Source organism: Mesorhizobium sp. Cs1299R1N3 (assembly GCF_037179625.1).
In the GTDB taxonomy this organism is placed as follows: Bacteria; Pseudomonadota; Alphaproteobacteria; order Rhizobiales; family Rhizobiaceae; genus Mesorhizobium; species Mesorhizobium salmacidum.
Window position 1 is genome coordinate 136262 of the sequence record NZ_JAPYKQ010000001.1, and the last position, 24012, is coordinate 160273.

The following is a 24012-nucleotide window of genomic DNA, read 5'->3' on the forward strand; positions in this document are numbered from 1 at the left end:
AGACAAGGAACTGCCGAGAGGCATTTGATGCGCTGAGAGAACTGGAACGAAGTAGCAAGCGACCTTGTCAGGTCAGCATCAGATAGTGCGCGCATAAGCAGGCATCGTACCGGAGGAGATTGAGCCGAAATGATCGCTGCGATTTGCGTGGACTCCTTATCGCACCAGCTCGGATCGTACCGGCTGGGTCTGCTTGCCCAACCTGATCGAACAGCTGATCCGGACTCTCCATCCTGGCCGCCAACGACCCGCATGTGGTGTGTTTGGGTCGATCTTCGTTTCCAGAGCACGCCAAATTGCCAATCAGCCGCTGGCCGTAAGGGAAATGTCCGGTGGCGCTGACCGAAGCAAGGGCAGGCGTAGCAACGCGGCAATTGCGAGCGAGCTGCCTGACGACCGACGTTGAATGCTCCATTGACGTAGGACGCAGATGAAGCCGTTAATCCTGATCTGTTCGCAGGATGCCGAGTTCTACCTGTTCTTCAGTCATGTCCTGGAGGTGGACGGCTTCGCAACCGTGTTGGCCGGTGGCGTCGAGGACGCGATCCTGCAGACGACTGAGTGCGAGCCGCAGGCTGTTGTCCTGGATTGCCAACCGGCTACCGCTACCGGCCCGGGGATCTGCGCCCGGCTGAAAGGCGAGCTGCAAACCGACGCACTGCCCGTGATCGCCCTTATCGCTTCCGGCGCCGAGCACCAGCAGCTCGATCTGCTCAAAGCCGGCATTGACGAAACTTTCCTGCGGCCCTTCGCGCCGGCTAAATTGCTCGCGTATTTAGACGGGAAACTGCGGACTCGCCTAACCCCCAACGGCGGGAACGACGGGGCGCTGACCTGCGGGCAGCTTAATATGGAGCTCAGAAGCCGTCGGGTACACTGCAGTGGCCAGCAGCTCCATCTTGGCCCACTCGAGTTCAACATGCTGCGCCACCTGATGGAAAACCCTGGCAAGGTATGCAGCCGCGACGAACTGGTTAGCGCCGCTTGGCCGGAAAAAATCTATGTTGGCCCTCGCACAGTTGACGTCCATGTCAGCCGACTGAGAAAGGCGCTCTCCCCCCACAACGTCATCCGAACCATACGCTCGGGCGGCTACGCGCTCGAAGAGCAGGAAATCTGAGATGACGATCGGGCGCGTGGTGTAGTAGCTTGGCCGAGCAAAAGCTGCTCGCGAGCGCGCCCTCAATAGCGCTGTAGCGAGCGGGCGGCTTTGCGACGTCGTGGACGCTTCCGGTGAAGTTTGGGGCGATATAACCTCATTGACTTGTGACTACCGCGATCGACGCATGACGATCCCGTGCGCGCTTGGGGAGAAAACATCTCATGCCGAACTCTTGCGTGGGACGATCTGGTGGAAGCAATCAGTCGGCCCTTTCAGACGAAAGGAGGCCGTCACCCGCCCCACGCATAGGATTCAAACCGCATCACTTTACGACTCTCAATGTTCAGATGAGCAGATCCGACGGCACGCTGTTAGAGATGCGCTCCGACGCGACGGCATCGTTATTGGCAAGGTGGTCGGTATATTGACCGACGAGTTGGAAGAGGCATCGGACCCGTCAAATCAATGCCGTCAGCGCACTGCCACACATTCCTAACGAAATGGCGTTGCCCGTTCGCCTCTTGCGTTCACCCAATTTCGATCCGCTTCAGGGCAGTGTATCCGGCCCCCACCGGCGAGGGTATACGCTTTTGCTAGGCGGCCCTTGGTGCACCTCTCAGAAAACGCGCGGCTTCTACCATGTTGACAAGTGCCGGACGGACTTCCTCCCATTGACGTGTCTTCAAACCGCAATCGGGGTTGACCCAGATCTTACTGTCACAAAGGCGCTGACGCGCTTGAGAGAGCAGGTTCGTCATCTCATCAACTCCCGGCACCCGTGGCGAGTGGATGTCGTAGATGCCAGGTCCGATCTCGTTCGGATAATCGAAGGTTTGAAAGGCGTCGAGCAATTCCATCTGCGAGCGCGAGGTTTCGATGGAGATCACGTCGGCATCCATGTCCGCGATCGCCTCTATTATGTCGTTGAATTCGGAGTAGCACATGTGCGTGTGGATCTGGGTCACATCATACACGCCCGTGGAAGCGAGCTGAAAGCACTCGATGGCCCATTCGAGATAAAGCTTCCACTCGGATTTGCGCAGCGGCAAGCCCTCGCGCAGTGCAGCTTCGTCGATTTGAATCACCCTGGCGCCGGCGCTTTCAAGATCACCCACTTCGCCACGGAGGGCGAGCGCGATCTGACGGCAAACGACCGAGCGCGCCAGATCGTCGCGTACAAAGGACCAGTTCAGAATCGTCGCTGGGCCGGTGAGTTGCCCTTAACGGGTTTATCTGTCAGCGATTGAGCGTACCGCCACCAGCGCACCGTCATAGGATTGGGGCGCGATACGTCGCCAAAGATGATCGGCGGCCGCACATAACGTGACCCGTAGCTCTGCACCCAGGCGTGCTGCGTGAAGGCGAATCCGGAAAGCTGCTCACCGAAATATTGCACCATGTCATTTCGTTCGAACTCACCATGCACCAGCACGTCCAACCCGATCTCGTCCTGCCAACGGATGGTTGCCTCGATCTCTTTCCTAAGGAACGCCTCATAGTCGATATAGCTCAGTTCTCCCCTTGCATGGGCCGCGCGCGCATTGCGAATCTCGGGTGTTTGCGGGAAGGAGCCGATCGTCGTAGTGGGGAAAGGCGGTAGGCGGAGCGTTTCGTCCTGAAGCTTGGAGCGCTCAGAAAAACCGCTCTTCCTGCGCGTCATGCATTCGTCGATAGAGGCAAGGCGTCCTTCGACCCGCGGGTCATGCACCTTCGGGGACGTCAAACGCGCGGCGGCTGCTTTGGTGGAGGACTCCAGCTCTGCTGAAACCGCCTCCCGGCCCTCGGACAGGGCCCGGGCGATCGTGGTCAGTTCGTCCATCTTCTGCGCCGCGAATGCGAGCCACGACTTTATGTCCCTATCGAGCGCTGTTTCCAGTTCCAGGTCGATCGGCACATGCAGAAGGGAACACGAAGGCGCGATCTCCACTCGCTCCAGTGGCCAGCCCGCGATGACCGGCTTGATCCGGTCAAGGATGGGCCGCAGGTTTGCACGCCAGACGTTGCGACCGTCGATCAGGCCAAGCGAAAGCACCAGGCCCTTTGGCGCAAGCCGGCCCACCGCCTCCAATTGTTCAGGAGCGCGTGCAAGGTCGAGATGCAGGCCCGCCACAGGAAGCGAAAGAGCGGTCTCGAGATTGCCGTTCAATCCGCCGAAATAGGTGGCGAGCATGATCTTTAGCTCCGGCGCCGCTTTGGAAAGACGGTCGTAGGCGAAATTGAACGCATCTTGCTCGTTTGGAATGAGGTCGAGCACGAGCGCCGGCTCATCGATCTGCACCCAGTCGGCGCCCGCCACTTTCAGGCGGCGCAGGAGTTCCTCATAGACCGGCAGCAACCGCGGGAGCAGCGCAATTGGGTTGAAGTCCCGGGTAGGCGACTTGGCCAGCTTGAGGAAGGTGACGGGCCCAAGAATGACCGGGCGGGTGTGAACGCCGAACGCCCTACCCTCAAGAAATTGATCCACCGGCTTTGCCGACGACAAAGCAAAGGCCTGGTCGTCGACGAGCTCCGGGACCATGTAGTGGTAGTTGGTGTCGAACCACTTGGTCATTTCCAGCGCGGCAACCGCGTCACTGTGATTGGCATGTTCAAGTCCGGCAGCCTCTCCTTGGCTGCCACGCGCCATGGCAAAATAAGTGTCGAGCGGGACTTCCCCCTCGGTCCAGCCATAACGTGGCGGCACAGCGCCGACCATTGTTGCCGTGTCGAGCACATGATCGTAGAGCGAGAAGTCGTTGGACGGAATTATGGTCACGCCACGGTCGCATTGTTCAGTCCAGTTCGCGACACGCAGCGCCCGCGCCGTTTCGAGAAGGTCGGCAGCGGAAGATTTTCGCGACCAGTAGGCCTCCAGCGCGCGCTTCAACTCGCGACGGCGCCCAATGCGCGGCACGCCAAGTGTGGCAACAGGAACTTTCCGAGAGAGAGACATACCATACCCCGATGATTGGGGCGTGGACGCAAGGCAGACGTTGGCAAGCAGACAAAGCCGGTTACCACGCCCACCGAGACACCCCGCCTGTGGACCTTGTTCGCCGAGGCAGGTCTCCTGGCTCACGGGTCGACACCTCTGCCCGTCTTCCCGAGGCGCATGGCCTCAGTGACATGAGTGGGCTTGGCTCGCCGCTTACAGTTGCGGGGGCAGCGCCGGCATCTTCACCGGCTTCCCTCTTAGCTCTGATGCGACTAACCGGATCAGAGAACCACGACAACCTGACATTGGCCAAAGAGAAGATTCCTGTCAAGGAGACATAAAGAAATCTTTATGCCGTTATCCGATTTTGTGGTCGCTCGTGAGGTGCAGATAGCCGCGAAGTCGGTTGAATGCGACCATCCTTGAAGAGCGCTTCGGCAAGCCCTTCCGCTTTCCTCTGTCCTGATGGCGAACTGTCGCAGGGCCATACCGCCTGTTGTTGGGGGTTGACTCCGACCATGCTGGAAGCAACATTTCCGATATACTCGAAGTGAGCATAGGCGGATGCAATCACACGCCATTTCCCAGGCATCCGGCAGACGCGGGAAGGGAACGGACCGCTCCGCCGGTCGGTCGGCTTCGCGGTTGGCATCCCGCTGTCGAGCTTAACCCGAGCAGCTCGCTCAACCGGTGCAACAAGAATCGAGGAGAGTTGTCGACCAGCACCAGTCGGCCAGCAATGCGGCAGCTTAATGCCTGCAATCCACCCCAGCCCCAACCCCCCACTACCATCACCATCATGGAAGCAATGCGTTATGGAAGCACCTGCGCTTTGGCGTCGGCACCTCGATGACACGTTCGAGTTTCTCAATCAGATCCGCAAGAGTTCAAGCCAGCAGGAAATCTGCCAGCACCTGATTTCCTATGCCCAGCGCTTTGGCGCCAGAAACGTGCTGGCAGGACCGATCCCGCCGCCGCGTGCTCTGAGGCGCGAGCAGATTTCCCATGTGCTGCTTGACGCCTGGCCGCGGCAATGGTCGGAGCGCTATTTCTCCAAAGGCTATCTTCATCGCGACCCTACGATTCAGCTTGTGAAGCGTGGGGTCACGCCCTTCCGGTGGAGCGAGATTGATCAAGTTTCCCGGGTTTGTTCCTTCGGCCGACAAATCATGGCGGAGGCATCAGAGTTTAATCTGCGTGACGGCTTCACGATTCCGTTTGCGACACTGAATGGGCAACCGGTGGGATTTTCCGTTGCAGGGGAGAAGCTCGAGCCGGGTCCTCACGACCGTCTCGCCTTTCAGTTTGTCGCCGCCTGCGCCTTCGGATGCGCGGCCCTTCTTGCCGATGGCAAACAGACCTCGAAACCAGTGCGTCTGTCACCTCGACAACAGGACGTCCTGCGCTGGGTTGCCGAGGGGCTTACCGTCGTCGAGATCGCCGATCACCTGAACATCAGCCGCAACACGGCAGATACGCATCTGCGATTGGTGCGCCAGAGGCTCGGCGTGACAAGCAACGTGCAGGCCATCACGACAGCTTTCCGCCTGGGGCTGATCAGCTAGCCTCACGCAATCGCGTGATGCCGCATCGGTCCGCGATGAACCATTGGTTGACCTCGAAACTGGAGGACAACCGAGATGCTCGGGCTCAGCGACAGCATCAAGTCACCCTGGCACGACTGCATAGACAGCCCAGATCTCAATCGCTTTGTTGTTTGCATGCCCCACGATGGGTGTGCGGTCGCCGAACAGTCTTCGCGCCTGGGTCTATGATCTCCACATCGGTCAGCGTGAGCATCGACCGGTAATCGACGATCAGTTGTTCGGTGGGGACGCGGCATAGAATGCCCGCCGAAACGAACGCAGCAGGGTGACGCATGACCGACAATGTCGGCCATCGGACTGCGCTTCGACAATCTACCCGTCGCATTGAAGGGCTTTCACCTGGCACGGCGTTTGCGCGGCAGATTGGCAATCAGCCTGCAACTCGGCGCAGGAGAAATCATCCCCATCTCAGCGTGCCAACCCGCAGTGGAGTCGGAAATAGGGCGAGCTCCGCCGACCGAAACTAGCATGACCGACACACAGGCAAGGAGCAGTCCATTGATCCTTCGCATCAGAGGACGCGAGGTTTTTAGTATGAAAAGCCCGAATGGCAAAAATCCCAAAGCTCCTCAACCAAAGGCTCCTTGTCACAATACGTCCTCGCCACCGGGCGTGCGTTCGACGAAGAAGCGGCTCGGCACGCTTCACGCCATAGTCCTGTTTATCGCGATGGTGTGGCGCACAAGCCCGTATCTAACATTGTCCACGTTGCTGTTGAGGCTCGTCGATGCGGTGCTTCCCGTCAGCAAACTCTATGTCGGCAAGCTCATCATCGACGAGGTCAGCCACCAAATCCAATTGGGGGCGCCCGCCCTGCCCTTTCATGACGAGCAGTTGCATCAGCTTTTATTGTTGATCGCGGCCGGGTTCGGGCTGGCCGTGTTCACCGATTTGTTTAGCCGCGTCAGCTCTCTCGTGGAAGATGTACTTGCCGAGCGCGTTACAATCGCCTCAAGCGTCCGTCTTATGGAACATGCCGCGACGTTGGATCTAAAGGATTTCGAGGACGCCGAATTTCAGGACCAGCTCGAACGTGCGCGCGTCCAGACAAGCAATTCCATGACGCTGCTCTCCCTTTTTTATCAGGCGGCGGGCATGATAAAGGCAATTAGTTTCGCAGTGGGCCTTTTGATCATTGCTCCCTGGCTGGTCGTTCTGATGTTGATCGCGGTGGTGCCGGCATTTCTCGGCGAATTCTATTTCAATGCGAGGAGCTATTCGCTCCATTTCAGCCGCACGCCCGCGCAGCGCGAGCATAGCTATGTACGCCTGACGGCAACCAGCGTGGAGGCGGCCAAAGAGGTTAAGATTTTCGGCTTGAGCCGCTTTCTCATCGATCGTTATGTGCAGCTTGCAGACCAATTCTATACCGCAAACCGCAAGCTGGCAGTACGGCGCACGATGTGGAGCGGTTTATTCACCGCCGTCGGCACGATGGCCTATTACGGCGCTTACGCTTACATCATATGGGGTGCGCTACAGGGAAACTTCACCGTTGGCGACCTTACGTTCCTCGCCGGTTCATTCCTGCAACTGAGCGAGGCGGTGGCATCGCTGCTGTTGGGTTTCGCCAGAACCGCTGGTCAGGCGGAGTTCCTCAAGGACCTGTTCTCGTTCTTTGACTTAGAGCCTGAAATCCTGACGCCCAAGGACCCGCTGCCGGTCCCTTGTCCAATCCGAGAAGGCTTCGTCTTCGAAGACGTGGGATTCCAATATCCGGGAGCGGAGCGATGGGCGGTGCGCGGTCTCAGCTTCACGCTACGGGCCGGAGAGGTGTTGGCGCTTGTTGGGGAGAATGGCGCCGGCAAGACCACGCTGGTTAAGCTGCTGGCGCGCCTCTACGATCCCAATGAGGGCCGGATTCTACTCGATGGCAAGGATTTGCGAGAATATGATCTGGATGAACTGCGCAATTCGATCGGCGTGATCTTCCAGGATTTCGTTCGCTACAACATGACTGCTAACGACAACATCGCGGTTGGCCGCATCAAGGCCCGCGAGGACAGAGATCGCGTAGAACGTGCCGCCGAACGCAGCCAAGCCGGCAAGGTCATCGGCAGGCTGCCGGGCGGATATGACCAGATGATCGGCAAGCAATTTAACAATGGTGTGGAGCTGTCAGGCGGCGAATGGCAGAAGATCGCAATCGCTCGTGCCTATATGCGAGGTGCCGAGCTCTTGATCCTGGATGAACCGACGGCCGCACTCGACGCCCGTTCGGAATCCGAGGTGTTCCGGCGTTTCAAGGAACTCAGCAAGGGCAAAACATCGGTTCTGATTTCCCATCGCTTTTCCAGCGTGCGGATGGCTGACCGGATCCTGGTGCTGGCCGACGGGAGGGTTGAGGCGCAGGGTACACATGAGGAGCTTTTGGCCGAGTGCGGTCGCTACGCCGAGCTCTTCGAACTTCAGGCCGCTGGATATCGCTAGGGGCCTGTTGGCTCGTCAGCGCGAACGGCAACTTTCAAAAACCCAGCGGGCCTGCCTCTGCAAGTCTATTCGGGGGCACGTCAGATGCAGGGGGACAGCGCCTTCGATTTGCTAGAGTGGGGTTGTTCACTCACCGCTCGGAAATAAATACCCACCATAGCTCACAAACGACAGAACCACGCCATCCGCACAGATCGTGGTGCGATTTTTCGCTTCGGCACTACGCAGGCCAACCTGACGAGCACGTCCGTCTCGTCGCTGCCGTCCGCCGCGTTGCGCCCGCACTAACCGCCCTACTCCTTGTCGAAATCCTGTTTCTGGCTATATTACTGGAAATGGTCAGAGGTTCACTATGGGCAGTTCACAGAAACGTGCCATCCAACAATACCGCTCCCGACTTGCCCTGCGCGGCTTAACGCGTTTCGAAGTGCTGGGTCGTGAGGCCGATCGCGATCTCATCCGATCGCTTGCCCGGCGCCTGTCGGAGGATTCCCCGGAAGCTTCAGAACTTCGCGCGACGGTGAGCAAGTCGATCGCCGGCGAGCCCCCCAAGCCTGGCCGAATCCTCGCCGCGTTGCTGCGGTCGCCGCTGGTGGGGGCCGATCTCGATTTTTCGCGACCCCGCGAAGAAGGGCGCAAGGTCGATCTGTGACGCGCTACCTGCTTGATACCAACATCATCAGTAATGTAGTCAAACCGCAGCCATCGGAATCGCTCATGGCATGGATGTCGTCTCAGCGGGACGATGATCTGTTCATCGCGTCGCTGACGCTTGCGGAGATCCGCCGCGGTGTTTTGGAGAAGCCGCAAGGCAAAAAGCGCGACGCGCTCGACAAGTGGTTCTCGGGGTCTGACGGGCCGCAAGCGCTTTTTGCGAATCGTATCCTCTCGTTCGACGACAAGGCGGCGCTGATCTGGGCCCGACTGATGGCCGAAGGGAGAGCGGCCGGCCAGCCACGCAGCGGGCTCGACATGATCATAGCCGCTGTCGCCGGCGCGAACGAGTGCGTGGTGGTGACGGATAACGAAAAGGACTTTGCAGGACTCGAATTCGTCAATCCGTTACGCGGAGCGGTGTGACCCGTAGGCGGGTTACAGAATGCTCGGAAGGGCAAGACGGCTGGACTCAGATATGGGGGCTGATTCCACATCGGCTGCGGGCTCCTCAGTTTCTCCCGCTTGCGCCACCTGACTGTCACAGGGCCATACTGCCTCTTGTCGGGGGTTGACTCCGACGAGGCTGGAAGCAACATTCCTGATATACTCGAAGTGAGCATAGGAGAGGCAATCACACGCCATTTCCCAAGGCATTCGGCAGGCGCGCGAGGGAACGGACCGCTCCGCCGGTCGGTCCCAGCTCCGCCGTTGGCATCAAGGCCGCTGTCGACCTTAGCCCGAGCAACTCGCTCAACTGATGCAACAAGAATCGAGGAGAGTTGTCGACCAGCACCGGTCGGCCAGCGACGCGGCAGCTTGATGCCTTGCAACCCCACCCGAGAGCCCCAAACCACCCACTATGATCACCATCATGGAAGCAATGCGTTATGGAAGCACCTGCGCTTTGGCGTCGGCACCTCGATGACACGTTCGAGTTTCTCAATCAGATCCGCAAGAGTTCAAGCCAGCAGGAAATCTGCCAGCACCTGATTTCCTATGCCGAGCGCTTTGGCGCCAGAAACGTGCTGGCAGGACCGATCCCACCGCCGCATGCGCTGAGGCGTGAGCAGATTTCCCATGTGCTTCTTGACGCCTGGCCGCAACAATGGTCCGAGCGCTATTTCTCCAAAGGCTATCTCCATCGCGACCCCACCATTCAGCTTGTGAAGCGTGGGACCACGCCCTTCCGGTGGAGCGAGATTGATCAAATTTCCCGGGTTTGTTCCTTCGGGCGACAGATCATGGCGGAGGCATCAGAGTTTAATCTGCGTGACGGCTTTACGATTCCGTTCGCGACACTGAACGGACAGCCGGTTGGATTTTCCGTTGCAGGGGAGAAGCTCGAGCCGGGTCCTCACGACCGTCTCGCCTTTCAGTTTGTCGCCGCTTGCGCCTTCGGATGCGCGGCCCTTCTTGCGGATGGCAAACTGGGCTCGAAACCAGTGCGTCTGTCACCTCGACAACAGGATGTCCTGCGCTGGGTTGCCGAAGGCCTCACCGTGGAGCAGGTCGCTGATCGCCTGAACGTCAGCCGCAACACGGCAGATACACATCTGCGCTTGATGCGCCAGAGGCTCGGTGTGACAAACAACGTGCAGGCCGTCACGACAGCTTTCCGCCTGGGGCTGATCAGCTAGCCTCACGCAATCGCGTGATCCCGCATCGGTCCGCGATGAACCATTGGTTGACCTCGAAACTGGAGGACAACCGAGATGCTTCATGTCGTCACGTCGCACAATGCCGACGAATATCAGGCGGAACTGGATCAGGCGTTCCGTCTGCGCCACAAGGTGTTTGTCGAGGAAAAGGGCTGGACGGACCTGTGGCGTGAAGACGGTCGTGAAGTCGACCGCTTTGACGACAGGCGTGCCGTCCACATGCTCTTCACCGAGCAGGACCGTGTGGTCGGCTACCAACGCTTGCTGCCGTCGACGCGACCTCACCTTCTGTCGGACATTCTACCGGAGTTGTGCGAAGGCACCCGTCCAGTGGGAGAAAACATCTGGGAATGGTCGCGTTACTGCGTCGAGCCGCAATATCGCGAACGCGGACGGATGCTGAGCCCGGTTGCCAATGCGCTGCTGTCCGGCATCGTCGAGTGGGGCTTGGGTAGCGGGGTGGACACAATCATTATCGAAATGAACCCGCTGTGGCTGCTGCGCCTGGTTCAGTTGCATTTCAAGGTGACGCCGCTGGGATTGCCGAAAATGATCGCCGGGGAAGAGACTGTCGCGGTGACAGCCTGTTTTGATGAGCGCACGCTGCAAAGGCTTCGTGAAACGCGCAGCCCAGGTAGCAATAGATCCACGCCGTAATCACAAGCCTTGGTCCGCGCACGGAAGAGGTGCCATGCGCCGCTCCATCCAGCTTCTCACACTTCATTTTGCGACCGTCGTCGCCGAGGAAGGCAGCTTCCTCGGCGCATCCCGGCGACTGCGGATTCATCATTCCGCGCTCAGCAGGCGCATAAAAGATCTCGAATTGAGGCTGGGCGTGACTTTGTTCGAACGCCACCCCGGCGGGGTCAGAGCAACGGCCCCTGGCAAAACTTTCCTGGCCAAAATACGAAATATCTTGAAAGAGCTGGACGATACGCTCCAGGGAATTGAGCCAGCCGACTCGGCAAAGAGCGGTGAGCTATCGGCAGGATCAGATAGGCAGCTCTGCAACTGCGCGTTCCTCAAAGCCATCGTTGGATCATTGGGCAAAGATCCCGAGGTGACTGATTTCATCGACTTTCTGCGCAGGCATTGCCCGCCCTGATACGCCAGCAGCGTCCGCCCGAGACTAGCTCTCTTTCAGGCTGCGCCGGACCCGGGCGAAGGCCCGATCCGTGGCCATAAACCGCGACACCATGGGCGCGATCAATTTAGCCGGATCTGCAGCCTGGCCGGTGTCGCGGCCGAGGACCTCGGCGTAGGCGACCAGATCGCGATGAACGGTGGCTGGCAATTCGACCGTGATCTTGACCGGCCGATCGTCGGGAATGGCGGAGAGTTTCAGCTTGGTCATGACGGATCCTTCGCTTGACCGTAGGGCTCGAGAACGAGATCGCGATTGACGGTGACACGAACTGGAAAACCCGGCCGGATGGTCAGCGTCGGCTGGACAGTAAGCCGATTGCGCACGACCTGCTGGCCAATATTGGAAGCTGAATCCTGAGCGCTTTCGCGAATGGCTTTGGCGATATCGCTTTCGTCGTTGCTGGAACCAAGAGACGTCCCTATCCCGAGTAGGGTCGAGAGCGCGGCAGCCCGGAACAGCTGGCCCCAGTGATGATCGACCTCGTCCTCGAGCCCGGAGAACCCTTCAGTATCCGCGCCCTGCTGGCGTTCCAGCACGATGGCGGTGCCATTGGGCATGATTAGACGATTCCACACCAGCAGCACGCGCGACTGACCGAAGGCGACCTGGCTGTCGTACTGGCCGATCAGTTTAGCGCCCTGCGGAATGAGCAGGTACGATCCTGTCGGGCTGTCGAAGACATTCTCTGTGACCTGAGCGGTGATCTGGCCGGGAAGATCGGATCGAATGCCGGTGAGGAGAGCGGCCGGGATGATCGTTCCGGCCTGCACGACGTAAGGCGAGGCTTTTTCGGCGAGACGATCGGGACTGACGGTGCGGCGGTCAGGCGTTGCGTTGACGAAGGCAGTTTTGCGGTCCTGCCCATCTTGCGCTGAGTTCGGCTCAAGCGCGGGCTGTTTGGGCGGCGATGCCGATCCTGACAAGCCGTCGCCACCGCCATTTGCGCCAGAACTCTGTCGCGCTGGATTGGCCCGCGCGTGGCTGTCGGTGAATAGCTTCGCCACGCGGGCGGCCTCGATCTCGGCCAGGCGGCGTTGTTCGTCAGGATCGGCATGCGGCGTGCGGATGTCCGGCACCTGGATCTGTTGTCCGCGCTCTTGCGCGCGCAGGATCGGTCGTCCGAGATCGCCAGGCAAAGCAGGCCCAAGTTTCGGGACACCTGAATAGTCCTTCGGCAGTACCTGCAGTCCGTCGGCGGTGGTGCGATTTTCGGTGGTGAACAGTTCGGATGGTTGCTCGTTGCCGCGCCGTCTGGTGTCCAGCGCCCAAATTAGCGTGCCAAGGATCGCAACGCTTGCGACGCCGCCAAGGCCAACGAGCACCTTGCGCGACAGTCGCGTCACCCTGGCGGGTTCGGGCCGCAGCCGCAGTTCCGCGGCGATATCCGAGTTCGGTGAAGTGGCGGTGTCGCTCATCGAAACAGCCCAACGCTACGCTGTGGCTTTCTTCCGTCAGTCCGCACGATCCGAACGCGTTTCTCGCTGGTCTTGTCGCCCAGCCTCAGTTCAGCCGCGGCAAACAGCCGGTCGACGACATAGTAGTTTTGCCGGGCGCGGTAGTTGACCAGTTCAGAGCCACCGGACGGACCAACAACGAAGAGCGGCGGCATTTCACCCTGACCGATGCCCGAGGGGAACTCGATGTAGACTTTTGCGCCATCGTCGAAAGCGCGCAGCGGCCTCCAAGGTGCTGGGTCACCCTCGATGCGATAGCGGAAGTTGAGTTTCTGGATGTCGACGCCCGAAGCCACAGACTGCGAAACGGAAGCCTGCGCGTTCTGCCGACGCAGGGCAATCAACTGGTCGTGAGGATACTGCCAGGAGACAGAGGCCATGTAGGTTTTCTCGGTCGACCGCAGTTCGAGATGATAGGTGCGCCGGTCGCTGTTGATGACAAGATTGGTCTGGAGATCGGGACGCGTCGGCTTGACGAGAATATGGACCTGAAGCCGGTCCCCTGCTCCGCTCTGCGTATCGCCGATAATCCAGCGCACCGTGTCGCCAGCGGCGACGGGGCCGGAGCCGACAAGCTGCTCGCCGGGCTGCAGGGCGATATCGGTGACCTGTCCGGGCGCGGCATAGATTTGATAGAGCGCCCCCTCGCTCCAGGGGTAGAGCTGGATCGCGTTGATAAAGCCGTCGCGAACGGGCTGCATTCGCGCGGCCTCGTTCGCCTGGCTGATGCGCTGCTTGGGATCGGCCGGCTCGGTCTTTGCCCTACCACTTTCGACCGGCTTCACTTGGCCGGGTAGCGGGAGTGGTTTTGGAAGCTCCACCACCTTCACCGGACCGGGCGGGTCGGCTTTCCGCAGAGCGGGTGCGGCATCATCATAACCGACCTCCGGCGGAATGTATCTTTTCGAGGCGCAACCGACGAGCGCTGTCGCCGACAGCAGCCCTACGGCAAGCAAGCACGTGATCGACATGCTGCGCGCGTTCTGTGGCGCCGGATTCCGTGTTTGTGCCGCACGCATCATGAGAGCTCCTTCGACCAGTTTATGGCGTTGACGTAGACACCGAGCGGATTGGCCTTCAGCCGCTCGGCATCGCGGGGTTGTTGAATGACGATGGTGAGGATGGCGGTCCAACGCTCGGTACTGGCCAGGCTGCCGTTCTCGTAGCGGCGCTCGGTCCAGGCGACACGAAACGAATCCGGCGAGGCACGGATGACGCTGGAGACGTCGATCGCGACCTGGATCTTGCCAACCTTGGCAAAAGGATCGTTCAACCGGGCGTAGTCGTTGAGAGAGACGGCGCCGCGATCGGTCGTGTAGTCGTAGGCGCGCAACCAGTTCTGGCGGACGATGACCGGATCGTCCGCGATGCTTCGCACCTGCTCGATGAAGCGGGCGAGATGCCATGCGATCTGCGGATCGGTCGGCTTGAAGTCAGCCATGGCCGAGGCGACCACCTGCGCCTCACCAAACTTGTCGACTTGAACGACCCAGGGAACGACGGAGCCACGCGCCGACTGCCACACCAATGCCGCGGCGAAGCCGCCGGCCAGCACGAGGGAACCGAAGGCCATCAGCCGCCAGTTCTTCGCCTGCACGCGGGCCGAGCCGATGCGCTCATCCCAAGCCTGCGCGGCACGCTGGTACGGCGTCTCGGGCTGGGGCCTCGTGCCATAACGAACGGAAGGTCGTTTGAAAGGATTCATCGGTGGTCATCCTGATGGAGAGAAACATTCATCGAGCCACCGCCATGATCGCCGGAGCGGATGGAATGAGCGGCCGTGCTGGCGCCATGGCTCATTGCCTGGCCACGCTTCATGCGAGTGGCCCATTCCGGCGGGGAGCCAGCTGTGGAGTTTGGGTTCGATGCGGGGGGCGGTCCGGCAAAGGAGGAACCGTTTGCGGCTTCGCCGGTACTGCCAACCGCGAATTGTCCGCCGGTCGCCGTCCACCCGGCAGAGCGACCGGACTGATTGCTGCTGCTAAGCGCCGACGCAGCGCGCGACATGGCTTGTTTGACGGGCTGAACGGCGGCCCCAACCCCGGCTCGCGCGACACCGCCGAGACCGGCGGCCACGGCGCCTGCACCGCTTTGCCCCGACGTTGCGGCGGCGAGCCCATACGCCGTCGATGTACTTCCCGCCACATGAGCGCCGCGTAGCGCCGCGGCAGCCGACATGCGGCCTCCGGTGCCGACGGCACTTGCAGCAGCACTCAGTCCCGCACGCGTGCCCATGTAACCCGCCGCGCCAAGACCGGCGGCGGCGAGGCTGGTGCCGACGGCTGCACCTGCACCGAGTTGCGGAGCGCCGGAGACAAGCCCCGTCGCAATGCCAGGGCCGAAGATCGACAACCCCATCAGGGAAAGCGCGCCGAGCACAAGCGACAATGCATCGGTAATCGTGGGTTGTTCTGCGAAGCCTTGCGTGAACTCGCCAAACAGGCCCGAGCCGATCCCGACGATGACGGCGAGCACGAGGATCTTGACGCCCGAGGCCACGATATTACCGAGTACCTTTTCGGCGAGGAAAGCCGTCCTGTTGAACAGCGCAAACGGGATCAACACGAAGCCGGCAAGTGTCGTCAGCTTGAACTCGATCAGCGTGACGAAGATCTGCACGGCCAGAATGAAGAAAGCGATGAGCACGATCGCCCAGGCCACCATCAGAACGACGATCTGGACAAAGTTCTCGAAGAAGGAGACGTAGCCCATCAATTGGCTGGCGGCTTCGAGGATCGGATTGCCGGCGTCGATGCCGACCTGCGCGACTCGGCCTGGCTGCAGCAGCGCAGAACCGGAAAGTGTCGACCCTCCCGCCTTCAGGCCGAGCCCCGAAAAGCTCTCGAAGACGATGCCGGCGAGCCGATTGAAGTTGCCGATGATGAAGGCGAAGAAGCCGATATAAAGCGTTTTCTTCACCAACCGATGCAGCACGTCCTCATCGGCGCCCCAGGCCCAGAACAGGCCGGCGAGCGTGATGTCGATGACGATCAGAGTCGAAGTGAGAAAGGCGACCTCGTTTCCGAGCAGGCCGAAGCCGGAATCGATGTAGCGGGTGAAGGTTTCGAGAAACCGGTCAATGACGCCCGTGTCGTTCATGGCGTCTTGTCCTCGCCGAGCGAGCGGTCGATCCGGCCGAAGCGGTCGTCGGCCGGCCACGCCGGTTTGTCGCGATTGCTGGGCATGAAGAAGCGGCGCCGGCTTTCTTCCCAAGCCGCTTTGCAGGCAATGTCGCGGGTGGCCTGTTCGCCGAGCGTGCGGCAACGCATGAGCTCACCGACCAGCGGACCGCCATCGGGATCTGCTGGGCGCAGGGTTGGCGGAACGGTGTATTTGTCGTCATGGCGCGAGATGATGGTGACGGCGACCGCCAGTGCGAGCGCCGTCACGCCGATCAAGCGGGCGGTTGTCTTCACGTTCATCGGAGAAAACCTCAGTCGTGGAACATGCGAACCGAGGAAGGGCTATAGGTTTTGCCAACCATGAAGCGGCTGAACTGTTCTCGCGCCTGTTCCTGGGCGGCTGCCTGCCTGGCGCTTTCAAGGGCTGCCGCCCGTCCTTGCGCAGCCATCATCGCGGTGAGGTCGGCGACCTGCCGTGCCTGCACGGCGAGAAGCTGGTTGCCAGCTTGCGTCGCCTGCAGGATACCGACCGCCGACTGGCTGGCGTCGACCGCCATGCTCGTCTGCTCCCTCGTTCCTTCGATGTTGTCGACGGCGACAGCTCCGGCCTTCAATGAATGCTCGAACGACGCAACCGAAGTTTGCCAGCGTTCACGTGCACCATCGACGAGCTGCTGGCTGGACAGATCCGAACCGAGATTCTGGTAGGTCGATTTGAACTGGCTTTCGATGTCCTGGACGCTGTAGGCGAGTTTGTCGGCCTCGCCGAGCAGGCTCTTCATCTGCGAGAAATTGCCTTCGATCTGGCCAAGCAGCGACGTCGGCAACGAGGTCAGATTCTTCGCCTGGTTGATCAGCATCTGTGCCTCGTTCTGAAGCGAGGTGACCTGGTTCTGGATCTGCTCCAGCGCACGCGCGGCGGAAAGGACGTTCTCCGCGTAGTTTCTGGGATCGAAGACGATCAATGCGGATGCGGGCGCGCACGACAGCACGACGTTGATAGCAACAACACTGGTCGCGATCAAATGCCGGACACGGAGACGGTTGCGGACGGAATTCATGACGAAACTTCCTTTGCGGATTGATCGACAATGTTGGTGAGATGGGGAACGAGGTCAGCGGCCCAGGAGAGGCCGCGCCCAGCAAGCCAGGCCTCGAGGAAATGGTCGTGACCGTTCTCGGCGATGATCCGCTCGATAGCCGCTTGATCGGCCTTCGAGGATGCGGCGCAAAGAGCCAGCGCGATCGGACCGAGGCCCAATTCGAACAGCCGGTTGCCGCGCCGCGACTGGCAGTAGTAATCGCGCTTCGGGGTAGCCCGAGACAGGATTTCGATCTGACGGTCGTTCAATCCAAAGCGCCGATAGATCTCCGTGATCTGCGGCTCGATGGCGCGCTCGTTCGGCAGGAAGAGCCGCGTTGGACAGCTCTCGACGATTGCCGGAGCAATCTTGCTGCCATCGATGTCGGAGAGCGATTGCGTGGCGAAGATGACGGAAGCGTTCTTCTTGCGAAGGGTTTTCAACCATTCGCGCAGCTGTTCGGCGAAGCCGCCATCGTCGAGCGCAAGCCACCCCTCGTCGATGATCAGCAGCGTTGGCCGTCCATTCATTCGCTGCTCGATGCGATGGAAGAGATAGGCGAGCACGGCCGGAGCAGCACCCGTGCCGATCAGACCCTCGGTCTCGAAGGCCTGGACGGAGGCTTCGCCGAGACGCTCGTGTTCTGCGTCGAGCAACCGGCCGTAGGGACCGCCGATACAGTAGGGTCTCAGCGCCTGCTTCAATGGCGAAGACTGCAGCAGCACCGACAGTCCGGTCAGCGTCCGCTCTTGTACCGGCGCGGAGGACAACGACGTCAGCGCCGACCACAGATATTCCCTCACCTCCGGCGTGACTGGAACACCTTCGCGCTGGAGAATGTCGACGAGCCAGTCGGCCGCCCAGGCCCGTTCGGGCGTGTGATGGATGCCGGCCAGAGGTTGCAGCGAGATGTCTCCGGGGCCGTCAGACAGGTCAGTCAATGAGAGTGCCGCAAGCGGGTCATCCGGGCGCTGCCCGCTCGACGGGTTGCCGCCGAGATTCTGCCAATCGCCGCCCATGGAAAGCACGGCCGCACGGATCGAGCCGCCGAAATCAAAGGCAAAGATCTGGTTGCTTTCATACCGCCGAAACTGCAGCGCCATCAGTGCGAGCAGAACCGACTTGCCGGCGCCGGTCGGGCCGAGGACAAGCGTGTGGCCAACGTCGCCGACATGCAGGCTGAACCGAAACGGCGTCGTGCCTTCCGTCCTGGCGAAGAAGAGCGGAGCCGCCCCAAAATGCTCGTCAGTTGCCGGCCCTGCCCAGACCGCCGACAGCGGGATCATGTGGGCGAGATTCAGTGTCGACAGCGGTGGCTGCCGGACGTTGGCATAGACATGGCCTGGAATGCTGCCGAGCCATGCTTCGACGGCGTTGACGCGCTCAACCATGGAGGTGAAGTCGCGGGATTGGATGATTTTTTCGACCAGCCGCAGCTTTTCGTCAGCTATTCCTGCATCGAGATCCCACACCGTCACGGTGGCGGTGACGTAGGCCTGGCCGATCTGGTCAGAGCCGAGTTCCTGCAGGGCGGCATCCGCGTCGGCTGCCTTGTTGGCGGCATCCGTGTCAACCAGGACCGACGCCTCATTGGTCATCACCTCCTTGAGGATGGCCGCGATGGACTTTCTTTTGGCGAACCACTGCCGCCGGATCTTTGTCAGCAGGCGGGTTGCGTCGGTCTTGTCGAGCATGACTGCCCGGGTCGACCAGCGGTATGGGAACGCAAGTCGGTTGAGTTCATCGAGAATCCCAGGGAAGGTCGCGGTCGGGAAGCCTATGATTGTCAGCGTGCGCAGGTGGGCCTCGCCGAGCCGCGGCTCCAGCCCGCCGGCCAGCGGTTCATCGACCAGCAATGCATCGAGATGCATTGGCGTTTCGGGAACGCGGACGCGATGGCGCCTGGTCGAAACCGTCGAGTGCAGATAGGTCAGCGTGCCGGTGTCATCGAGCCAGTCGACTTCGGGAACGAAACCTTCAATCAGGTTGAGCACACGGTCGGTGCGGTCGACAAAACTCCTCAAAAACTCCCAAGGGTCGACGCCGCTCTTTTCGCGGCCTTCGTAGAGCCAGCTTTCCATGCGGGATGCTTCCTCGGCCGGCGGCAACCAGACGAAAGTGAGAAAATAGCTGCTTTCGAAGAGCTCACTATGCGACTGGCGATCGCCTTGCTGCGACAATCCGCGGTCGGCTTCACCCTCGAACTGTTCGCGGCGTTCAAGGTCGACCAACGCTGAGGCGCTGTCAGGAAAAAGCCCTTCTGGATAGTCCTGCGCTGCAAGCCGGGCGGCTTCGACGAAGATCGCCCAGCCGGAGCCGAGACGGCGCAGCGCATTGTTGAGCCGAGCTGTCGTGCCGACCAGTTCGGCCGGCGTTGCACTGTCGAGATCGGGGCCGCGAAACCTAGCAGTCCGCTGGAACGAGCCGTCCTTGTTGAGGACGACTCCCGGCGCCACCAAGGCAGCCCAGGGCAGATAGTCGGCGAGGTTTTTCGAGCGCTTGCGGTATTCGGCGAGGTTCATCATTGGGAAAAGCCTCTCAGCAGCCGAAATGCGCGGGATATCGAACGTGCCGGCGGACCACGTCGACGAACTGGGCGTCGCGCTTCGCCGCCAGGACGGCCACGAAATGTCCGATTGCCCAAATCCCGATGCCGGCGAGCCAAAGCCGCAGCCCAAGCCCAACCGCGCCGGCCAGCGTTCCGTTGGCGATAGCCACCGCGCGCGGTGCGCCGCCGAGAAGAATCGGTTCAGTGAGCGCCCGGTGGACCGGTGCGAAGAAGCCGCGAACCGCCTCCTCCATCAGATCAGCGCTCCGCCGCCGAACGAGAAGAAGGACAGGAAGAAAGAACTCGCCGCGAAGGCGATCGACAGTCCGAACACGATCTGGATCAGACGCCGAAAGCCGCCCGAGGTGTCGCCAAATGCGAGCGACAGGCCGGTGACGATGATGATGATCACCGCCGCGATCTTGGCGACCGGTCCCTCGATCGATTCGAGGATTTGTTGAAGCGGTTGCTCCCACGGCATGGAAGAACCGGCGGCGCGTGCAGGGACAGTCATCGTGGCCCCAATCGCCATAGCCGTGGCAACATGCGGGAGGACCGCACCAACCTTAGGGATAGATGATGAAGTGAAGCGGATCGGGTTCATTCTGAAGCTCCATGGATGGCTCGGGATTTATGGTTGGCTCGGGCCCGATTTTGGCTTCGAGCATGCGGTAGTCGCCGGTGGCTGCATCGAGCCCGTCGACGAGCGCGATCTCGACGAGGCGGCGGGCCGAACCGCGGCCGGCAAGCACGGCGACAAGATCAATCGTTTCGGCAATGAGTGCGCGCGGGACGGTGACCACAGCTTCCTGTACGAGCTGCTCAAGTCGACGCAGAGCCCCAAGGCCAGTGCTGGCGTGGATAGTCCCAATGCCGCCGGGATGGCCGGTGCCCCAGGCCTTCAGGAGATCGAGGGCTTCCGCGCCGCGTACTTCACCGATCGGGATGCGGTCGGGGCGGAGCCGCAGCGATGACTTCACCAGGTCGGAGAGGGAGGCGACGCCCTCCTTGGTCCGCAGCGCCACAAGATTGGGTGCAGCACATTGCAGCTCGCGCGTATCCTCGATCAGCACAATACGGTCGGAGGCTTTTGCCACCTCTGCCAGCAGCGCGTTGACCAGCGTCGTTTTGCCGGTCGACGTGCCGCCAGCGACCAGCAGGTTTTTTCGCCGTTCGACGGCGAGCCGCAGCACGTCGGCCTGGGCTTCTGTCATGATGCCAGCGGCAACGTAATCGTTGAGCGTGAACACGGCGACGGCCGGCTTGCGGATGGCAAAGGTAGGAGCTGCAACGACCGGCGGCAGCAGACCCTCGAACCGCTCCGCACTATCAGGCAGTTCGGCCGAGACGCGAGGCGCGCCGGGATGCACTTCGGCGCCGACGTGATGGGCAACGAGCCGGATGATCCGCTCGCCATCGGCCGGGCTCAGCATTTCCTCAGTGGCAGACAGGCCTTCTGTCAGCCTGTCGACCCACAGGCGCCCGTCTGGATTCAGCATCACTTCGACGATGCAGGGATCGTCAAGAAATCCGGCTATCGCCGGGCCGAGCGCCGTGCGCAGCATGCGCGCCCCACGCGAGACCGCTTCCCTGCCGGCATTTTGAGTGTCTGCCACGATGGTCCCCATTTCTCGGGCGAATTGCTTCGCACCGCTGACGGGGATGATTAGAAGAAGCAGGAATGTGCGCCTTGCAACAAGGAAAATGGCTGGCAGCAATGCGACGTGCAGAGACTTGCAAAATGCGGCACCGATGAGTTCGCCGCCCGCCTCGGCTGCCTAGCCCGTGTGCGACTCAGCGGTGTCCGGCGATGATGGAGCCGCAAAGTCCTCGGCGATCTCCTGCCTGAGCTTTGGTCCTTTGCTCAGCCTGCGCCCGAGCGCATCGATGAAAGCGTCATAACGCTGCCGACCTTTTGCGCGCGCTTCGGGCTGAGCGGCGTCAGGCAAGGCCGGAGTTGAGGTGAGCCAGAAGCGCACGAACAACGCCAGCGTCTCGATTGAGATACCGAGATCGCGTTCGACGCGCTGAACGCGCCGGTCGATCTGGTCGAGCCGCCTTGTGATTGCCGCTTCTTTGCGCTCCTCAGAATCGGGGGAGAGAAAAGAAGCGATGGCCGCTTCGGCGATCAGCGACAGGGACACATCCCTCTTTGCGGCGTAGTCGGCAAGCGCATTCATGACCTCCGGTTCCAGATAGGCTGAGAGACGGCGCTTCTTCATGGAGGTCAAAGTTCGATTCCGTCTTTGGGATCGAGTGCGACCTGTCGCGCGGTGCGCCGCATCGTCTGGTCGACCGACCGGCGTCGGGCAACCTCATCATCGGATTCGTCGCGATCAAGGTCGAATTCATCAATGCGCACCCGCGTGGGATCCGGCGCAATATCCTCATGTTCGGGCAATTCGGGCTGGCGGCGGATACCGCCATTGTCAGGATCACTGTCCGGTTGGTGAAGCGATGCAAGGCTTGCCTGCGCCTCCGGCACCTTGGCAACCGCCATTTCAGTCCAGTCATCGGCGCGCGACAGGGCGTTCGTGGTTGCGGGCTTGGGCGGAGGCAAAACGCGCTCGGCAACCCGCGGATCTGCGAAATAGCGCGCCTTTTTCGCCCGGATCGGGGACAGCCCAGAGACCATCACAATGGCATCGCTCGGTGGCAGCTGCATGATCTCGCCGGGCGTCATCAGCGCGCGTGCCGTCTCCTGCCGCGAGACCATGAGATGCCCAAGCCAAGGCGACAGACGATGCCCGGCATAGTTCTTCATCGCCCGCATTTCGGTTGCCGTTCCCAGCGAGTCGGAGACGCGCTTGGCGGTTCGCTCGTCGTTGGTCGCGAAACTCACACGAACATGACAGTTGTCGAGAATGGAATTGTTCGGCCCGTAGGCTTTTTCGATCTGATTGAGGGACTGGGCAATAAGGAACGACTTGATGCCATAGCCGGCCATGAACGCGAGGGCCGACTCGAAGAAATCAAGCCGGCCGAGTGCCGGAAATTCATCGAGCATCAGAAGCAAGCGATGCCGGCGATCCTTCGCATGGAGATCCTCCGTCAGCCTGCGGCCGATCTGATTCAGGATAAGCCGGACAAGCGGCTTGGTGCGGCTGATATCCGATGGCGGCACGACCAGATAGAGTGTCGTGGGTTGCGCGTCCTCCACCAGATCGGCAATGCGCCAATCGCAACGGGACGTGACCTGGGCCACAACCGGATCGCGGTACAGGCCGAGGAAGCTCATCGCGGTCGACAGCACGCCAGAGCGTTCATTCTCCGATTTGTTGAGAAGTTCACGTGCTGCCGATGCCACAACGGGGTGCGGACCGACATCGCCAAGGTGCTTGGTTAGCATCATCGTTCGCAACGTCGCCTCAATCGGCCGCTGCGGATCGGAGAGGAACTTGGCAACACCGGCCAGCGTCTTGTCATTCTCGGCGTAGAGGACATGCAAGATCGCGCCGACCAGCAGCGCGTGGCTCGTCTTTTCCCAATGATTCCGGCGTTCCAGAGACCCCTCTGGGTCGACCAGCACGTCGGCGACGTTCTGGACGTCTCGGACTTCCCAAGCGCCACGCCTGACTTCCACCAGCGGGTTGTAAGCGGTTGAGGCAGCATTGGTTGGGTCGAACAGCAGCACACGGCCGAAACGTGCTCGCCAGCCAGCGGTGAGTTCCCAATTTTCACCCTTGATGTCGTGAACGATTGCGCTTCCCGGCCAAGTGAGCAGGGATGGCACGACCAGTCCGACGCCCTTGCCGCTTCGGGTCGGCGCGAAGCACAGGACATGCTCCGGGCCATCGTGGCGAAGGTAGTCCAAGTCAAACTTGCCCAGAACCACGCCATCGGCGCCGAGCAGTCCTCCGGCTTCAATCTCTTTTCGCACAGCCCAGCGCGCCGAGCCGTACGTTGCCACGTATTTGGCCTCCCGTGCTCGCCATAGTGACATGCTGATAGCGATAGCAACCGCGATGAAACTGCCGCTCGCCGCGATCACCGCGCCCTCAACAAAGACCGTCGGTGCATAGGCGTCATAGAAAAACCACCACCAGAAAAATGCCGGTGGCGGATAGATCGGTTGGCCGACGAGTTCGAACCAGGGCGAACCAAGTTGCTCCTGGTAACCCAGTTGCCAGGCGGTCCATTGCGTTGCTCCCCAGGTGGTCGTAAGCACGATGGTCAAAACAGCGACGATCTGACCCCACAATATTCTGGTTGCCGGCATCGTTACTCCCGATTCAAAATCTCGGGAGCGAGTAAGCAGAGTACGAACGCAGGCAGTGCAATAGCAAAGGCT

General features: G+C 60.8%; 21 protein-coding genes, 1 pseudogene and 1 riboswitch. Of the genes and pseudogenes, 8 read left to right on the forward strand and 14 right to left on the reverse strand.

The genetic code is table 11. From position 1 onward, the window contains the following. Positions 1–430: 430 nt before the first annotated feature. A complete protein-coding gene (locus O7B34_RS00625; protein ID WP_337144508.1) occupies positions 431–1120 on the forward strand; it encodes a response regulator transcription factor in 690 nt (229 codons plus the stop codon). 575 nt (positions 1121–1695) lie between these two features. On the opposite strand, the pseudogene metE reads toward O7B34_RS00625, so the two are convergent. Continuing rightward, a pseudogene (gene metE / locus O7B34_RS00630) lies at positions 1696–4034 on the reverse strand (5-methyltetrahydropteroyltriglutamate--homocysteine S-methyltransferase). 90 nt (positions 4035–4124) lie between these two features. Beyond that, positions 4125–4325: riboswitch (cobalamin riboswitch) on the reverse strand. 506 nt (positions 4326–4831) lie between these two features. Between metE and O7B34_RS00635 the strand changes: the two are divergent. From O7B34_RS00635 to O7B34_RS00665, 7 genes are all read left to right on the forward strand, one after another. Continuing rightward, on the forward strand, positions 4832–5581 hold the full coding sequence (locus O7B34_RS00635; RefSeq protein WP_337144509.1) for a helix-turn-helix transcriptional regulator: 750 nt from the start codon (positions 4832–4834) through the stop codon (positions 5579–5581). 324 nt (positions 5582–5905) lie between these two features. Beyond that, positions 5906–8053 (forward strand): ABC transporter ATP-binding protein, encoded by a 2148-nt coding sequence (locus O7B34_RS00640; RefSeq protein WP_337144510.1) that lies wholly within the window; start codon positions 5906–5908, stop codon positions 8051–8053. A gap of 352 nt (positions 8054–8405) precedes the next feature. After that, the gene (locus tag O7B34_RS00645; RefSeq protein WP_337144511.1) at positions 8406–8705 is read left to right on the forward strand and encodes a hypothetical protein; all 300 of its coding nucleotides are present in this window, start codon (positions 8406–8408) and stop codon (positions 8703–8705) included. Beyond that, the gene (locus tag O7B34_RS00650; RefSeq protein ID WP_337128616.1) at positions 8702–9133 is read left to right on the forward strand and encodes a type II toxin-antitoxin system VapC family toxin; all 432 of its coding nucleotides are present in this window, start codon (positions 8702–8704) and stop codon (positions 9131–9133) included. The genes O7B34_RS00645 and O7B34_RS00650 overlap by 4 nt, the downstream gene beginning before the upstream one ends. A 464-nt stretch (positions 9134–9597) precedes the next feature. Continuing rightward, positions 9598–10347: a helix-turn-helix transcriptional regulator gene (locus tag O7B34_RS00655; protein ID WP_337144512.1), complete on the forward strand. Its 750-nt coding sequence runs from the start codon at positions 9598–9600 to the stop codon at positions 10345–10347. Between the two features lie 75 nt (positions 10348–10422). Then, positions 10423–11025 (forward strand): acyl-homoserine-lactone synthase, encoded by a 603-nt coding sequence (locus tag O7B34_RS00660; protein ID WP_337144513.1) that lies wholly within the window; start codon positions 10423–10425, stop codon positions 11023–11025. 34 nt (positions 11026–11059) lie between these two features. Next, complete coding sequence (locus O7B34_RS00665; protein ID WP_337144514.1) at positions 11060–11473, forward strand: LysR family transcriptional regulator; 414 nt, start codon at positions 11060–11062, stop codon at positions 11471–11473. 24 nt (positions 11474–11497) lie between these two features. Here O7B34_RS00665 and O7B34_RS00670 read toward each other — a convergent pair whose 3' ends face one another. The 13 genes from O7B34_RS00670 to O7B34_RS00730 all read right to left on the reverse strand — a co-directional run bounded on the left by O7B34_RS00670 (position 11498) and on the right by O7B34_RS00730 (position 23940). Beyond that, positions 11498–11722 carry a DUF2274 domain-containing protein gene (locus tag O7B34_RS00670; RefSeq protein WP_337128609.1) on the reverse strand — a complete coding sequence of 75 codons (225 nt, stop codon included), beginning with the start codon at positions 11720–11722 and terminating at the stop codon, positions 11498–11500. Beyond that, complete coding sequence (locus O7B34_RS00675) at positions 11719–12930, reverse strand: TrbI/VirB10 family protein (RefSeq protein WP_337144515.1); 1212 nt, start codon at positions 12928–12930, stop codon at positions 11719–11721. The genes O7B34_RS00670 and O7B34_RS00675 overlap by 4 nt, the downstream gene beginning before the upstream one ends. Then, a complete protein-coding gene (gene trbG / locus O7B34_RS00680; RefSeq protein WP_337144516.1) occupies positions 12927–13940 on the reverse strand; it encodes a P-type conjugative transfer protein TrbG in 1014 nt (337 codons plus the stop codon). The genes O7B34_RS00675 and trbG overlap by 4 nt, the downstream gene beginning before the upstream one ends. 47 nt (positions 13941–13987) lie before the next feature. After that, positions 13988–14674 carry a conjugal transfer protein TrbF gene (gene trbF / locus O7B34_RS00685; protein ID WP_337144517.1) on the reverse strand — a complete coding sequence of 229 codons (687 nt, stop codon included), beginning with the start codon at positions 14672–14674 and terminating at the stop codon, positions 13988–13990. Continuing rightward, entirely contained in the window at positions 14671–16068 is a 1398-nt protein-coding gene (trbL, locus tag O7B34_RS00690) for a P-type conjugative transfer protein TrbL (protein ID WP_337144518.1), read from the reverse strand. The genes trbF and trbL overlap by 4 nt, the downstream gene beginning before the upstream one ends. Next, on the reverse strand, positions 16065–16391 hold the full coding sequence (trbK-alt, locus tag O7B34_RS00695; RefSeq protein ID WP_337128599.1) for a putative entry exclusion protein TrbK-alt: 327 nt from the start codon (positions 16389–16391) through the stop codon (positions 16065–16067). The genes trbL and trbK-alt overlap by 4 nt, the downstream gene beginning before the upstream one ends. 11 nt (positions 16392–16402) lie before the next feature. Further along, a complete protein-coding gene (trbJ, locus tag O7B34_RS00700; protein ID WP_337144519.1) occupies positions 16403–17152 on the reverse strand; it encodes a P-type conjugative transfer protein TrbJ in 750 nt (249 codons plus the stop codon). Next, positions 17149–19698: a conjugal transfer protein TrbE gene (gene trbE / locus O7B34_RS00705; RefSeq protein ID WP_337144520.1), complete on the reverse strand. Its 2550-nt coding sequence runs from the start codon at positions 19696–19698 to the stop codon at positions 17149–17151. The genes trbJ and trbE overlap by 4 nt, the downstream gene beginning before the upstream one ends. Before the next feature lie 13 nt (positions 19699–19711). Beyond that, positions 19712–19975 (reverse strand): VirB3 family type IV secretion system protein, encoded by a 264-nt coding sequence (locus tag O7B34_RS00710; RefSeq protein ID WP_337144521.1) that lies wholly within the window; start codon positions 19973–19975, stop codon positions 19712–19714. Next, positions 19975–20253, reverse strand: coding sequence for a TrbC/VirB2 family protein (locus O7B34_RS00715; protein ID WP_337145164.1), 279 nt, complete (start codon positions 20251–20253; stop codon positions 19975–19977). Before O7B34_RS00715 ends, O7B34_RS00710 begins: the two co-directional genes overlap by 1 nt. A gap of 34 nt (positions 20254–20287) precedes the next feature. Further along, complete coding sequence (gene trbB, locus O7B34_RS00720) at positions 20288–21286, reverse strand: P-type conjugative transfer ATPase TrbB (RefSeq protein ID WP_337144522.1); 999 nt, start codon at positions 21284–21286, stop codon at positions 20288–20290. 213 nt (positions 21287–21499) lie between these two features. Beyond that, entirely contained in the window at positions 21500–21943 is a 444-nt protein-coding gene (locus tag O7B34_RS00725) for a CopG family transcriptional regulator (RefSeq protein ID WP_337145165.1), read from the reverse strand. A gap of 5 nt (positions 21944–21948) precedes the next feature. Continuing rightward, on the reverse strand, positions 21949–23940 hold the full coding sequence (locus O7B34_RS00730; protein WP_337144523.1) for a conjugal transfer protein TraG: 1992 nt from the start codon (positions 23938–23940) through the stop codon (positions 21949–21951). Positions 23941–24012 lie beyond the last annotated feature (72 nt).

Excerpts from the sequence above, each read along its gene's own strand:
- O7B34_RS00670 (WP_337128609.1), bottom strand. The coding sequence starts at position 11,722 with ATGACCAAGCTGAAACTCTCCGCCATTCCCGACGATCGGCCGGTCAAG.
- O7B34_RS00710 (WP_337144521.1), bottom strand. The coding sequence starts at position 19,975 with ATGGAGGAGGCGGTTCGCGGCTTCTTCGCACCGGTCCACCGGGCGCTC.
- trbG (WP_337144516.1), bottom strand. The coding sequence starts at position 13,940 with ATGTCGATCACGTGCTTGCTTGCCGTAGGGCTGCTGTCGGCGACAGCG.
- trbJ (WP_337144519.1), bottom strand. The coding sequence starts at position 17,152 with ATGAATTCCGTCCGCAACCGTCTCCGTGTCCGGCATTTGATCGCGACC.
- O7B34_RS00665 (WP_337144514.1), top strand. The coding sequence starts at position 11,060 with ATGCGCCGCTCCATCCAGCTTCTCACACTTCATTTTGCGACCGTCGTC.
- O7B34_RS00725 (WP_337145165.1), bottom strand. The coding sequence starts at position 21,943 with ATGAAGAAGCGCCGTCTCTCAGCCTATCTGGAACCGGAGGTCATGAAT.
- O7B34_RS00715 (WP_337145164.1), bottom strand. The coding sequence starts at position 20,253 with ATGGCGATTGGGGCCACGATGACTGTCCCTGCACGCGCCGCCGGTTCT.
- O7B34_RS00660 (WP_337144513.1), top strand. The coding sequence starts at position 10,423 with ATGCTTCATGTCGTCACGTCGCACAATGCCGACGAATATCAGGCGGAA.
- O7B34_RS00645 (WP_337144511.1), top strand. The coding sequence starts at position 8,406 with ATGGGCAGTTCACAGAAACGTGCCATCCAACAATACCGCTCCCGACTT.
- O7B34_RS00730 (WP_337144523.1), bottom strand. The coding sequence starts at position 23,940 with ATGCCGGCAACCAGAATATTGTGGGGTCAGATCGTCGCTGTTTTGACC.
- trbF (WP_337144517.1), bottom strand. The coding sequence starts at position 14,674 with ATGAATCCTTTCAAACGACCTTCCGTTCGTTATGGCACGAGGCCCCAG.
- trbB (WP_337144522.1), bottom strand. The coding sequence starts at position 21,286 with ATGCTGCGCACGGCGCTCGGCCCGGCGATAGCCGGATTTCTTGACGAT.
- trbL (WP_337144518.1), bottom strand. The coding sequence starts at position 16,068 with ATGAACGACACGGGCGTCATTGACCGGTTTCTCGAAACCTTCACCCGC.
- trbE (WP_337144520.1), bottom strand. The coding sequence starts at position 19,698 with ATGATGAACCTCGCCGAATACCGCAAGCGCTCGAAAAACCTCGCCGAC.
- O7B34_RS00640 (WP_337144510.1), top strand. The coding sequence starts at position 5,906 with ATGTCGGCCATCGGACTGCGCTTCGACAATCTACCCGTCGCATTGAAG.
- O7B34_RS00655 (WP_337144512.1), top strand. The coding sequence starts at position 9,598 with ATGGAAGCACCTGCGCTTTGGCGTCGGCACCTCGATGACACGTTCGAG.
- trbK-alt (WP_337128599.1), bottom strand. The coding sequence starts at position 16,391 with ATGAACGTGAAGACAACCGCCCGCTTGATCGGCGTGACGGCGCTCGCA.
- O7B34_RS00635 (WP_337144509.1), top strand. The coding sequence starts at position 4,832 with ATGGAAGCACCTGCGCTTTGGCGTCGGCACCTCGATGACACGTTCGAG.
- O7B34_RS00625 (WP_337144508.1), top strand. The coding sequence starts at position 431 with ATGAAGCCGTTAATCCTGATCTGTTCGCAGGATGCCGAGTTCTACCTG.
- O7B34_RS00675 (WP_337144515.1), bottom strand. The coding sequence starts at position 12,930 with ATGAGCGACACCGCCACTTCACCGAACTCGGATATCGCCGCGGAACTG.